The organism is Corallococcus sp. AS-1-6, assembly GCF_020037015.1.
Lineage (GTDB): Bacteria > Myxococcota > Myxococcia > Myxococcales > Myxococcaceae > Corallococcus.
Genome location: NZ_JAIQDE010000028.1, coordinates 64,238 through 77,185 on the forward strand (window position 1 = coordinate 64,238; position 12,948 = coordinate 77,185).

General features: G+C 71.3%; 11 protein-coding genes. 7 read left to right on the forward strand and 4 right to left on the reverse strand.

All coding sequences use genetic code 11. From position 1 onward, the window contains the following. The first annotated feature begins 77 nt into the window (after positions 1-77). The 7 genes from K8612_RS30765 to K8612_RS30795 all read left to right on the forward strand — a co-directional run bounded on the left by K8612_RS30765 (position 78) and on the right by K8612_RS30795 (position 7,739). Entirely contained in the window at positions 78-815 is a 738-nt protein-coding gene (locus K8612_RS30765) for a response regulator transcription factor (protein WP_223742535.1), read from the forward strand. After that, positions 812-2,245, forward strand: a complete 1,434-nt coding sequence (locus tag K8612_RS30770) for a HAMP domain-containing sensor histidine kinase (RefSeq protein ID WP_223764881.1) — start codon at positions 812-814, stop codon at positions 2,243-2,245. The genes K8612_RS30765 and K8612_RS30770 overlap by 4 nt, the downstream gene beginning before the upstream one ends. 45 nt (positions 2,246-2,290) lie before the next feature. After that, complete coding sequence (locus K8612_RS30775; protein ID WP_223764882.1) at positions 2,291-3,622, forward strand: efflux RND transporter periplasmic adaptor subunit; 1,332 nt, start codon at positions 2,291-2,293, stop codon at positions 3,620-3,622. 70 nt (positions 3,623-3,692) lie between these two features. Next, positions 3,693-4,439, forward strand: coding sequence for an ABC transporter ATP-binding protein (locus K8612_RS30780; protein WP_223764883.1), 747 nt, complete (start codon positions 3,693-3,695; stop codon positions 4,437-4,439). Next, entirely contained in the window at positions 4,436-5,668 is a 1,233-nt protein-coding gene (locus K8612_RS30785; RefSeq protein WP_223742531.1) for an ABC transporter permease, read from the forward strand. The genes K8612_RS30780 and K8612_RS30785 overlap by 4 nt, the downstream gene beginning before the upstream one ends. Then, a complete protein-coding gene (locus K8612_RS30790) occupies positions 5,668-7,023 on the forward strand; it encodes a TolC family protein (RefSeq protein ID WP_223742530.1) in 1,356 nt (451 codons plus the stop codon). Before K8612_RS30785 ends, K8612_RS30790 begins: the two co-directional genes overlap by 1 nt. Before the next feature lie 350 nt (positions 7,024-7,373). Next, a complete protein-coding gene (locus K8612_RS30795) occupies positions 7,374-7,739 on the forward strand; it encodes a helix-turn-helix transcriptional regulator (protein ID WP_014400592.1) in 366 nt (121 codons plus the stop codon). Between the two features lie 18 nt (positions 7,740-7,757). On the opposite strand, the gene K8612_RS30800 is transcribed toward K8612_RS30795, so the two are convergent. From K8612_RS30800 to K8612_RS30815, 4 genes are read right to left on the reverse strand one after another with little or no spacing between them, the layout of a single operon-like run. Next, a complete protein-coding gene (locus tag K8612_RS30800) occupies positions 7,758-9,290 on the reverse strand; it encodes a response regulator (RefSeq protein ID WP_223742529.1) in 1,533 nt (510 codons plus the stop codon). Continuing rightward, positions 9,283-11,331: a hybrid sensor histidine kinase/response regulator gene (locus K8612_RS30805; protein ID WP_223764884.1), complete on the reverse strand. Its 2,049-nt coding sequence runs from the start codon at positions 11,329-11,331 to the stop codon at positions 9,283-9,285. Before K8612_RS30805 ends, K8612_RS30800 begins: the two co-directional genes overlap by 8 nt. Next, positions 11,328-12,032 (reverse strand): hypothetical protein, encoded by a 705-nt coding sequence (locus K8612_RS30810; RefSeq protein WP_223764885.1) that lies wholly within the window; start codon positions 12,030-12,032, stop codon positions 11,328-11,330. Before K8612_RS30810 ends, K8612_RS30805 begins: the two co-directional genes overlap by 4 nt. 4 nt (positions 12,033-12,036) lie before the next feature. Beyond that, positions 12,037-12,768, reverse strand: coding sequence for a B12-binding domain-containing protein (locus K8612_RS30815; RefSeq protein ID WP_223764886.1), 732 nt, complete (start codon positions 12,766-12,768; stop codon positions 12,037-12,039). Between the last annotated feature and the right edge of the window lie 180 nt (positions 12,769-12,948).

Sequence of the window (12,948 nt, forward strand, 5' to 3'; positions counted from 1 at the left end):
CCCCCTGGAAATGTAGGGGTGGGAGGTTGCAGGTCGCGGCCCGGACGCGGACCGCATCCCTCGCGGAGACCCGACCCATGGAGACGACCCCACGCCCCACGAGTTCCGAGGAAGCCACCATCCAGGTGCTCCTCGTCGAGGACGATGAGCGCCTGGCGCGGCTCACCGCCCGCTACCTCCAGGAGCACGGCATCATCGTCACCGTCTCCGCCTCCGGCACCGACGCGCTCCTCCAGACGGCCCGCCACACCTTCGACGTCATCCTCCTGGACCTCATGCTCCCCGGCCGCGACGGCCTGGAGGTCTGCCGCGAGCTGCGCACCCGCACGGACGTCCCCATCATCATGCTCACCGCGCGCGGCGAGGAGGCGGACCGCGTCCTGGGTCTGGAGTCCGGCGCGGACGACTACCTGCCCAAGCCCTACTCGTCGCGCGAGCTGCTCGCCCGCATCCGCGCGCAGGTGCGCCGCGCTCGCGGCAAGGTGGGCCCCACCAGCCACCCCGTGCACGCGGGCCGCCTGGTGCTGGACCCGCGCAGCCTGAGCGCGTCCCTGGACGGCAAGCCGCTGTCGCTCACCACCTACGAGTTCAGCCTGCTGCGCGTGCTGGCCGAGCGCGCCGGCCGCGTCCTCAGCCGGGAGCAACTGCTCGACCTGGTGAAGGGCAGCGCGGACGAGGTGTTCGACCGCTCCGTGGACGTGCACATCTTCCGCCTGCGCCAGAAGCTGGAGGTGGACCCCCGCAACCCGCGTCTGCTCAAGACGGTCCGCGGCGCCGGTTACATGCTGGCCACCGGGACCGAGGCGGAGCCGTGAGGTTCTTCCGCCTCCCCATGGGCCTGCTCCCCCGCATCTACCTGGTGGGGGTCATCCAGATCGTCCTCGTGGGCGTGTCGCTCATGCTCGCGCGCGACCTCTTGCGCAACGAGTCCTGGCGCAACCGCTTCGACGACGAGCTGTCCTACTTCGTCGACGAGTGGTCCACCCTGCGCGACCACCCCGCCGCGCTCCAGGCGTCGCTCGACCGCGCCCAGCAGCGCATGGGCATGCGCGTCACCCTGCGCGCCGCGGACGGCACGCTGCTCGGCAACACGCGGCCGGACCCCGCGCCCCCGGTGGGCCCCGAGGAGCTCGCCGCCATCACCTCGCGCGTCACCCGCAGCGGCCCGCGCGGCCCGTTCCCCGGCCCCGGTGGCCCGGGCCGCATGCTGGTGGTGAGCCCCTTCCCGGGCCCCGTCCAGGTCTACGCCGCCGTGTCCCTGCCGCCTCCGCCGCCCCCGCCGGACGGCGACCGGCAGACGGCCATCATCGTGGGGCTCGTGCTGGCGTGCACCGCCATCACCTCCGTCGCCTTCGCGCGCACGCTCGCGGGCCCGCTGGAGAAGCTGGCCAGCGCGGCGCGCGCGTTCGGCGCCGGGCGGCTGGATGTTCGCGCGGGCCTGCGCCGCAAGGACGAGCTGGGCCTGGTGTCCGAGGCCTTCGACGAGATGGCCGGCCGCATCACCCAGCTCCTGCGCTCGCAGAAGGAGCTGCTCGCCAACGTGTCCCACGAGCTGCGCACGCCCCTGTCCCGCATCCGCGTGGCGCTGGACCTGGCCGCGGAGGGCGACGCGCAGACCGCGCGCGAGCTGCTGCCCGACATCACCGAGGACCTGTCGGAGCTGGAGCGCCTGGTGTCCGACGTGCTCACCACGTCCCGCCTGGAGCTGGTGACGGACGGCGCGAGCGGCGTGCCCCCCCTGCGCCTGGAGCGCGTGGACGCGAACGCGCTGCTGGACAAGGCCGCCGCCCGCTTCCACACCGCCCGGCCGAAGCACCGGCTGGAGGTCCAGGTGGACGGCACGCTGCCCGCGCTGGAGGCGGACCCGGTGCTGCTGCGGCGCGTGTTGGACAACCTGCTCGACAACGCGGGGAAGTACTCGGAGCCCGGCACCACGGTGACGCTGCACGCCCGGGCGGTGGGGGACAGCCTCCAGGTGGACATCCAGGACCAGGGCATCGGCATCGAGGCGCAGGACCTGTCGCGCGTGGGCACGCCCTTCTTCCGCACCGACCGCAGCCGCGCCCGCACCACCGGCGGCGTGGGCCTGGGGCTGGCGCTGGTGCGCCGCATCCTGGAGGCCCACCACGGCCGCCTCACGCTGGAGAGCCAGCCGGGGCAGGGCACCACCGCGCGCGTCGTGCTCCCCGGAGCGGGGGCGGCGGACACGGCGGAGGGCCGCCTCGCCGCGGGTCATCTTTCGTAATAGAGACGAGATTCGCCGAAACATTTCAAAACGTAGAGAAGGGGCATGAAGGCCTTGAGCGAGATGCCGCGGGAAGCGCCGGCCCTGGCGCCGGTGGAGCTGGATGAGGACGCGGGGCGCAAGCGCGGCGTTCCGCGCTGGGCCTGGGTCCTGGCCATCCTGGTGGTGGTGGGCGCGGGGGTGTTCTGGCGCATGCGCGCCGGCAACCCGGCGAACGCCATCACCTACGAGACGACCCCCGCCGAGGCCCGGAAGCTCACGGCCAAGGTGACGGCCACCGGCACCGTGGCGGCGCTGGTGACGGTGCAGGTCGGCAGCCAGGTCTCCGGGCGCATCCAGGAGCTGATGGTCGACTACAACTCGCAGGTGAAGAAGGGGCAGGTCATCGCCCGCATCGACCCGCAGTTGGTGCAGGCCGCGCTGGACCGGGCGAAGGCGAACATGACGGCCTCTCGCGCGAACCTCCAGAAGGCGCGCGTCAACGCGGACGTGGCCAAGAAGCAGGCGGAGCGCTCGCGCGAGCTGCGCGCCCAGCAGTTCATCTCCCAGTCCGAGCTGGAGACGGCGGAGTCCGCCGCCGCCAGCGGGCAGGCCGAGGTCACGGCCGCGGAGGGCGCGGTGGCCCAGGCGCAGGCCGCGCTCAACGAGGCGCAGGTGAACCTCAAGTACACGACCATCGTGTCGCCCACGGACGGCATCGTCATCTCGCGCAGCGTGGACGTGGGCCAGACGGTGGCCGCGTCCCTCCAGGCGCCCGTGCTCTTCACCATCGCGGAGGACCTGCGCAAGATGCAGGTCAACACCAGCATCGCGGAAGCGGACGTGGGCAAGCTGCGGCCCGGCCAGAAGGCCACCTTCACCGTGGACGCCTTCCCGGGGGAGACCTTCGAGGGCACCATCCGGCAGATCCGCAACGAGGCCATCACCGTGCAGAACGTGGTGACCTACCTGGCCGTCATCGACGTGCCGAACCCGGACCTGAAGCTCAAGCCGGGCATGACGGCCAACGTGACCATCGTCACGCAGCAGAAGGACCAGGCCCTGTCCGTGCCCAACACGGCCTTGCGCTACCGCCCCGCGCCGTCTCCGGACGCGCCCGCGCAGGCCCCGGCCCCGGCCGGCATGCGCACCGTCTATGTGCTGCGCCGCCAGCCGGAGCAGAAGCCGCGACCCGTCGCGGTGAACGTGCGCACCGGCATGACGGACGGCACGTACACGGAGGTGGTGGAGGGTGGATTGAAGGCCGGCGACCGCGTCATCACCGCGGCGAACGCGCCCGCGGGCTCGACGTCACCGGGGGCCTCGGGCGGCAGCCCCATGGGCGGGCCGGGCGGCGGCCGGGGCATGGGTGGCGGCATGCGCCGGGGCCCGTTCTAGGCCCGGGCGCGCTCCCATCACGTTCGGCACACAGGCACCGAGGGCAGGGGAAGGGACGGAAGGCAGACCGATGGACGCGGACACGAAGCGGGCACCCCCCGTCATCCAGCTCAAGAACGTGGCGAAGGTGTACAGGTCCGGCGACGTGGAGGTGCGGGCCCTGCGCGGCGTGGACTTCACGGTGGAGCCGGGGGAGTTCGTCTCCATCATGGGCTCCTCCGGTTCGGGCAAGTCCACGCTGATGAACATCCTGGGCTGCCTGGACCGGCCCACCTCCGGGGAGTACCTGCTCAACGGCCGCGAGGTGGCCCGCCTGGACCGCGACGGCCTGGCGCGCGTGCGCAACCGCACCCTGGGCTTCGTCTTCCAGAGCTTCAACCTGCTGGCGCGCACCACCGCGCTGGAGAACGTGGAGCTGCCCATGCTGTACGCGGGCGTGCCGTCCAAGGAGCGCCGCGCGCGCGCGAAGGAGGCGCTGGAGCGCGTGGGGCTGGGGGCGCGGTTGGACCACCACCCGAAGCAGCTCTCCGGCGGTCAGCAGCAGCGCGTGGCCATCGCGCGGGCGCTGGTGGGGCGGCCCCGGGTCATCCTCGCGGACGAGCCCACGGGCAACCTGGACTCGCGCACCACGGTGGAGGTGATGGCGCTGTTCCAGCAGTTGCAGAAGGAGGGCATGACGCTGGTGCTGGTGACGCACGAGCCGGACGTGGCCGAGTACACCCAGCGCATCGTGGTGGTGAAGGACGGGCGCATCGTGAACGACAGACGCCAGACGCCGAACCCGGCGGTGGTGCCCGCCGAGGAGGTGGGGACATGAACATCCTGGAGACGCTCGTCCTGGCGCTGCGCGCGCTGTTGCGCAGCAAGACGCGCTCGGTGCTCACCGCGCTGGGCATCATCATCGGCGTGGGCGCGGTCATCGCCATGGTGGCCATTGGCGACGGGGCGAAGGCCAGCGTGCAGAAGGTCTTCGACTCCATGGGCACCAACCTGCTCATCATCCTGCCGGGCTCGTCCCGGTCCGGCGGCGCGCGCGGCGGCTTCGGCAGCCAGCCCACCATCACCTGGGACGACCTGGAGGCGGTGCGCACGCAGGTGTCCAGCGTGCGCGGCGCGGCGCCGGAGATGCGCTCCAACGCGCAGGTGTTCAGCGAGGACCAGAACTGGAACACCAGCATCATCGGCACCACGACGGACTACTTCACCGTGCGCAGTTGGACCATGGCCCACGGCGCGCACTTCACGGACGCGGACAACGAGGCGGGCGCGAAGGTGGCGGTGCTGGGCCAGACGGTGGTGGACAACCTCTACGGCAAGGGCTTCAACCCCGTGGGGCAGGTCATCCGCATCAACAAGACGCCCTTCACCGTGATGGGGGTGACGGCGCCCAAGGGCCAGTCGCCCGTGGGCCAGGACTTCGACAACACGGTGTTCGTGCCGGCCACCACGTTCAAGCGGCAGGTGCAGGCGCAGAGCCTGGGCGCGTACATCACCGGCGCGGTGTTCGTGCAGGCGGTGAGCGCGGACCTCACCGCCAAGGCCCAGGCGGACGTGACGAACCTGCTGCGCGAGCGGCACCGGCTGGGCGAGGACGACGCCAACGACTTCGACGTGCGCAACCTGGCGGAGGTGGCCAGCGGTCAGCAGCAGAGCACGGAGACGCTGAGCCTGCTGCTCGCGGCCATCGCGGCGGTGTCGCTGGTGGTGGGCGGTATCGGCATCATGAACATCATGCTGGTGAGCGTCACAGAGCGGACGCGCGAGATTGGCGTGCGCGTGGCGGTGGGCGCCCGGCCGCGGGACATCCTGGCGCAGTTCCTCATCGAGGCGCTGACGCTGGCGGTGCTGGGCGGCATCATCGGCGCGGCCGTGGGGCTGGGCGTGGCGAAGCTGCTCGCCGCGCAGTTCGGCTGGCCCATGCTGGTCCGTCCCGACGTCGCGCTGCTGGCCATCGGGTTCAGCGGCCTGGTCGGGGTCGTCTTCGGGCTGTACCCGGCGCGCAAGGCGAGCCTGTTGGATCCCATCGATGCCCTGAGGTACGAGTGATGCGGTCGCTTCCGTTGACGCTGTCGTTGTGGGTCCTGCCCCTGGCCGTTGGGGCCCAGACGGCCCCGGCCGCCCCGCTCCAGGACGCGGCCGAGGGGCGCGTCATCACCCTGGCGGACGCGGAGGCCGCGGCGCGCCAGCACCAGCCGTCGCTGCGCTCGGCGCAGGCGAGCACCGACGCGGCGTACGCCCGGGTGGACCAGTCCTTCTCCAGCTTCCTGCCGCAGGTGAGCGCGAACGCCGGCTACACGCTGGGCACCAGCAACCGGGCGGTCATCCAGAACGTGCCGGGCAGCGACACCGGCGTGGTGTCCAACTCCACGCGGCGCTTCAGCGGCAGCATCGCCGCCAGCCAGCTCATCTACGACTTCGGCAGGACGAAGGGCCGCTACACCGCGTCCAGGGAGTCCGCGGGCGCGCAGGAGGACTCTCAGCAGCAGGTGCTCCAGGACGCGCTGCGCGACGTGCGCGCCGCGTACTTCAACGTCCTCACGCAGAAGGCCCTGCTGGGCGTGGCGCGCGAGACGCTCCAGAGCGAGGAGGCGCGGCTCAACCAGGTGAACGCGTCCGTGCAGGTGGGCTCGCGGCCGGAGATCGACCTGCTCCAGCAGCGCACCGCGAAGGCCAACGCGCAGGTGGCGCTCATCCGCGCGCAGAACGCGTACGCCACCGCGAAGGCGCAGCTCAACCAGACCATGGGCGTGGAGACGGCCACCGACTACACCGTGCAGGACGTGACGGTGGCGGCCGTGGCGGGCGAGGACGAGGTGCTGGACGCGCTGGTGAAGCGCGCGCTGGAGGCCCGCCCGGACGTCGCCGCGCGCGAGCGGCAGATCTCCGCCCAGGAGTCCCAGGTGAAGGTGACGAAGGCCGGCCACCTGCCCGCCTTGAGCGCCACGGGCAACCTGTCCGACGTGGGGGAGAACCCGTTCAACGGCGCCACGCTGAGCGCGCAGGGCGGCGTCCAGTTGAGCTGGGCGCTGTTCCAGGGCGGGCTCGTCAACGCGCAGACGCGCGAGGCCCAGGCCAACCTGCGCGACCTCCAGGCGCAGAAGGACGCGCTCCGGCAGCAGGTGCGGCTGCAGGTGGAGCAGGCCCGGCTCAACGTGGTGGCCACGCGCGAGGCGCTCACCGCCGCGGAGGAGGCGCGGGTGAACGCGCGCGAGCGGCTGCGGCTGGCCGAGGGGCGCTACCGCGCGGGCGTGGGCAACATCATCGAGGTGAGCGACGCGCAGGTGGCCTTCACCAACGCCGCCGCGCAGCAGGTGCAGGCGACGTACGAGCTGGCCACCTCCCGCGCGGAGCTGGCGCGCGCCCTGGGCACGGTGGAGTTGACCACCCTGGCCTCGCGGTAGGCGCCCCGCGGCGCGGGTGTATCAGGCGACACTGAAAACACGAGCCAACCCTGAAGGGTGGCAGTGGCGGCAGGACGCTCGAACACCGTAGGAAACGGCGGCTCCAACGTCCTGGGTCACCTCCGGACAAGCCCGGAAACGCGCGGGAGTGCACCCGCCGGAGGCCGTTTCCAGAGGGCGCTCCGTCTCAAAAGAGCCATGGGTGTCGGGGTTGCCCGGACTCCGAAAGTCCACCTCCCGCGCAGCGACCCTATGGGTGAACAATGGGAGGCTGACCCGGCAAGTTCTGTCTGTCTGCCTCTATACGTCCTATGCCGTCGGCCAAACGTTTCGGGTCGGCAAGCAAAGGCATGGACAAGAAACTCGCAACCACCATCGGCGCATCCGCACGGGTCGCCCGGGGCCGCATGGAGCTTACGCAGGCCGACGTGGCCGAGCGAATCGACGTGGCCACGGAAGTGTACGGCCGCTTGGAACGCGGCGGCATGCTCCCCAGCGTCCAGACCCTGCTGAAGCTGTGCCACGAGCTGCACGTCTCCGCGGACGAGCTGCTGGGACTCGCGGCGCAGGGCGCTCCGCCGTCGCGCACCAGCGAGGCCCCGCCGCCCACGCCGGAGCGTCCGGAGGTGCGCCGGCTGTTGCGCAGCGTGCGTCAACTGGACCCCGCCCAGGTGAAGCTGCTGGGCCTGGTGGCCAACGCGCTGACGCGGCGGTAGCCACCTCTCCTCCCGCTTTCAGAGGTTCGACAGGACGCGGTCCAGGTCCGCGGGCCGCACCGGCTTGGTGAGGTGCACGTCGAACCCGGCCTTCAGGGCCTGCTGGTAGGTGTCCGCGTCGCCGTAGCCGCTGAGCGCCACCAGCCGCAGGTTCTGCCCCACGCGCGCGCGCAGCGTCCGCGCCACCTGGAAGCCGTCCAGCCCCGGCAGGCCAATGTCCACCAGCGCCAGGTCCGGCGCGTGCTCCATGGCCAGCTCCACGCCCCGCACGCCGTCCTGGGCCACCGCCACCTGGTGACCCCACAGCTCCAGCAGGTCGCGCATGGACTGGCGCGCGTCCGAGTTGTCCTCCACCAGGAGGATGCGCCGCGCGCGCCGCGCGTCCAGCAGGTTCGTCCCCGTCACCTGGGGGACCCGGTCCGCGGGGAGCAGGGGCAGCCGCACGACGAACTCGCTGCCCTGGCCCGGGCCGCCGCTGGCCGCCTCCACGCTGCCGCCGTGCATCCGCACCAGCGTGCGCACCAGCGTGAGGCCAATGCCCAGCCCCCCGCGCGAGCGCTCCAGCGAGGTGTCCGCCTGGGCGAACAGCTCGAACATGGCGGGCAGCTTCTCCGGCGAGATACCGATGCCGGTGTCCTTCACCCGCAGCACCGCCTGCGCGTTGCCGTCCACGCCCTCCTGGAACAGGTCGATGGTGACGCTGCCCTCGTCCGTGTACTTGGCCGCGTTGTCCACCAGGTTGGTGAAGACCTGCTCCAGGCGCGTGGCGTCTCCCTCCAGCCACAGCGGCGCGCGGGGCAGGTGGACCTCCAGCTTCAGGCCGCGCGACTCCACGCGGGGGCGCAGGATGGCGAGGAGCTGCTGGAAGGTGGCCGTCAGGCTCACCGGCTCCTTGCGCAGCTCCACCTTGCCCCGGGTGATGCGGCTGACGTCCAGCAGGTCATCCACCAGCCGCGCCAGGTGGTGCGTCTGGCGCTGGATGATGCCGTGCATCCGCGCCTCCTTGGTGTCCGAGGGCGCCTTGCGCTCCAGGATGCCAATGGCCGTCATGATGGCGGCCAGCGGGTTGCGCAGCTCGTGGGCCAGCATGGCCAGGAACTCGTCCTTGCGCCGGTCCATCTCGATGAGCTGATCCGTGCGCAGCCGGGCCTGCTGCTCCGCGTGGCGCAGGCGCAGCAGCGAGCGCACCGTGGCGATGAGCTCCGACGGCTCGTAGGGCTGGGTGAGGTACGCGTCCGCGCCGCCCTCCAGGCCCTGCACCTTCTTGTCCGGCGTGACGAACGTCGCGGACGTGTGCATCACCGCGATGGAGGCCGTGGCCGAGTTGGCCCTCAGCCGCGCGCAGACCTCATAGCCGCTGATGTCCGGCAGCTTCACGTCCAGGACGATGACGTCCGGGCGGTGCTCCTCGGCGATGAGGAGCGCCGCCATGCCGGTGGCCGCCTCCAGCACGTGGTAGCCGGACATCTCCAGGATGCGGTTGACCAGGTAGCGGTTGGCCTCGTCGTCGTTGACGTTGAGGACCGTCGCCAGACGCGCCTCCTCAGCCACGGGGGTTCACCTCGCGCACGTCCCGGTTCCCCAGCCCCGCCTTGGACAGGGCGTCGCGGATGCGGGTGATGGCCACCTCCCGGCTGAGCGTGTGCTTGGCCAGGATGGCGGAGGTCTCACGCGCCAGCCGCTGGCGCTCCGCCTCCTGCAACTGGTGGGAGGTGTGCAGGATGATGGGGATGTCGCGCGTGCGCGGGTCCGCCTTCAGCTCGTCCAGCACGTCGAAGGCGGTGATGTCCGGCAGCACGAAGTCCAGGAGGATGAGGTGCGGGGCGTTCTCACGGGCGATGCGGACGCCCTCGCGGCCGTTGGACGCCTCCAGCAGGTGGAAGGGCGTGTCCTTGAGCAGTTGCTTGAGCAGGTAGCGGTGCACGTCGTCGTCGTCGATGATGAGCAGCCGCTCCACCGGCCCGGTGCGCGCCATGGCGGCCAGCTTCTTCTGCAGGCGCACCTCGTCCACGGGCTTGAGCCAGAACTCGTCCGCGCCCAGGGCGCGCGCCTTCTGCTCGCGGTCCGTCACGGTGACGACGAGGATGGGGATGTCGCGCGTCTGCTCCCCGTTCTTCATCTCCGCGAGGAAGCTCCAGCTCGTCTCGCCCTCCAGCATCACGTCCAGCACCATGGCCGCGGGGCGCACGCGCTGCATCACCTTGCGCGCGTCCTCCACGCTGCGCACGGGCAGCACCTGGAAGCCGGAGCGCGCCAGGTACTTCTCGTAGAGGAAGAGCGTCTGGCGGTCGTCCTCCAGCACCAGCACCGGGGCGCGCGAGGGGTCCAGCTTCTCGCTGCGCTGGGTGAGCCCCGTCATCTCCGAGACCTCCGGGTGGACGCGCGGCAGGGTGATGACGAAGGTGGAGCCCTCCCCCAGCCGGCTCTGCACGGTGAGCGTGCCGCCCAAAAGCTCCGTCAGCTTGCGCGCCAGGGGCAGGCCCAGGCCGGTGCCCTTCACGCGCCGCTGCAGGGGGCTGTCCACCTGGATGAACTCCTCGAAGACGCGGTCGTGGTTCTCCGGCGCGATGCCGATGCCCGTGTCCTTCACGGTGAACACCACCGTGTCGCGCGGGCCCGGGGCCGCGGACACCGTGACGGCGCCGGACTCGGTGAACTTGAGCGCGTTGGAGATGAGGTTGCGCATCACCTGGCTGAGCTTGGCCTCGTCCGTCTCCAGCTCCAGGGGCTCCGCCGGCTCCACGAAGTCGAGCGCCACCGTCGAGTCCGGCGGCAGCAGGGGCCGCGTCATGCCGCGCAGCGCGCTGATGAGGTCGGACGCGACGAAGCGGCTGTGGCGCAGCGTCGTCTTGCCGGACTCCACCTTGGACAGGTCCAGGAGGTCGTTGACCAGCTCGAAGAGGGCCTCCGCGGAGCCGCGGATGAACTGGACCTGCTTCTCCTGCTCCGGCGCGAGGCTGCCGTTGAGCGGGTTGAGCAGCACCTTGGACAGCCCGAGGATGGAGTGCAGCGGCGTGCGGAACTCGTGGCTCACGTTGGCCACCACGCGGCTCTTGATTTCGGACGCGCGCAGGAGGCTCTCCGCCTTCTCGTCCAGGGCGGCGTGCAGGCTGCGCACGCCCTTGTTGGACTCCTCCAGCTCGCGGTTGAGGCGGGCCAGCTCCTCCGCGCGGCGCTTGAGTTCGTGCTGCTGGCGCTCCGTCTCGCGGTGGAGCGCGGACAGCTCTCCCAGGGTGGTGCTCACCTGGGTGAGCGCGGCGCCGTAGTCCTCCGGCACCAGGCTGCCCACCAGCGCGATGCCGCCCTCGTGCGGCCGGGCGCGGAAGGCGAACGCCGCGGGCTGGTGCTGGCTCTGGAGGATGAGCTCCCAGCCGTCCACGGCCTCGTCGCGCGCCTGCACGAGCAGCTTCTCCACCTTGCTCTCGCTGCCGGGGCTCGCCAGGTCCTTCAGCGCCTGTCCGGGCTTGACGCCCAGGATGCGCGCGGCGCGCTCATCGCGCCAGACGACCGTCCCTTGCGCATCGCAGGCCAACGCCAGCTCGCGGCTGAGGGATTCGAAGATCCCGGAGGCGCGGTCATCTTCCTTCATCATGAGTGCGTCTCCTCCCACGAATCGGGCATCCGCGCGAGCAGCGTCCGCGCTTCGGGGGGGCCGTCCCGCAGGGCTGCCCTCAGGGCGTCCAGGAGGTGTGCAAGGTTCAGGGGAGACAAACCCCGTTGGGGCCAGAAGCCCTCGTACCAACGCAGATGCGCATGCCACAGGTCGTCACGGCCCAGGGCGAGCGCATCCGCGAGGTAGGACAACTGGAGGCGCACCTCTTGTTCCAGGCGGGGGCGGCTTCCGGGGGGCAGCGGACCCTCCGTCCGCCGCACGACCGCGCTGATGATGGCGGCGGCGTCCGCCTCCACGGCGTGTGCGGGGCCGTCCTTGTAGCGAAGCGCCTGGCGGGCGGACTGGACGTACGCGTGGGGCAGCGAGTCCGGGCCGAAGCCCTCCGCCTGGAGCGCGCGGTCGAGCCCTTCGAAGTGTTGGTCCAGGTGCAGCGAGCACATGCCTCGCGTGACGAGCAGGGTGCGCAGCCAGCGCGCGTAGTCCTCCAGGATGGCGGGGCGCTCCGCGTCCAGGGCCTGGACGAGGTAGCGCACGTGGAAGACGGCGTCCTCGTCCCCGAAGCGGCGGGCGCGCGGGAGTCCGTAGCGCGCGGCCCAGAACGGATCCTCGTACAAAGCTTGAACGGAAGCGGAAGCGAGCGGCGTGGTCCGCGCTTCCACCTGGAGGCTCACGTGCGACATGGCGTCAGACTCCCAGGATGCGGCAGGTGGAGGCGACCAGCTCGCGGACGCTCTTGCCGAAGAAGGACACGGCCAGTTCCTCTTCGAGCACGGGGCCCCAGTCGAAGGCGAGTCCGCCCACGGCGATGGGCAGGGCCGGAGACACCTCGCGCACCTTGCGCACGGCCTCGCGGACCTGGGGCATGTGGAAGGGCATGGTGACGGAGAGGGCCAGCAGGTCGGGCGGGGACTCGCGCACCATGCGGGCCAGGTGGTCCGCGGGCACGTTGGCGCCGAGGAAGCGCACGTCGAAGCCGGCCATCTCCAGGAAGTCGCTGGCCATGCGCGCGCCCACTTCGTGAAGTTCGCGCTCCACGCACGCCATCATCACGATCTTCCCGTTGGACGGGTCGCGGGGCAGGTGGCGGTACAGGTGGGCCAGGACGTACTGGGAGATGGCGGTGGCCAGGTGCTCCTGGGCCACGGAGATGACGTTCTCCTGCCAGAGCCGGCCGATTTCGTACTGGGCCCCCTGGATGACATCCAGGTGGAGCTCCTGGAGGGGGACGCCGCACAGCAGGCCCTCGTCCACGAGCAGGCGCAGCGCTTCCTGGCGGTTGCCGGAGAGCTGCGCGGCCAGGTACCGCGCCCGCAGCGAGTCGATGGCAGGGGTCGTTTGGATCACGTGAGCCGGTAGCGGAAGGGGCAGGGTAGAGACGTTCCAGCTTCCGTTAAACCCCGGAGCGCTCTCCCGCATCCGGAATCGAACAGTCCCCAGTCCCGAGGAGCGAACGGTTGTTTTTCTGCTTGCAGGTCAAGCGAACTCCCGGGTGGGGCGCACGGAAGCCGGGAATTCCCGGCCCGGGGTGGCCGGGGTGGGTGGAAACGGGGTAGGGACGCCGCTTTCGTCAAAGGGCCGGTGACAGATTTCCGGGGC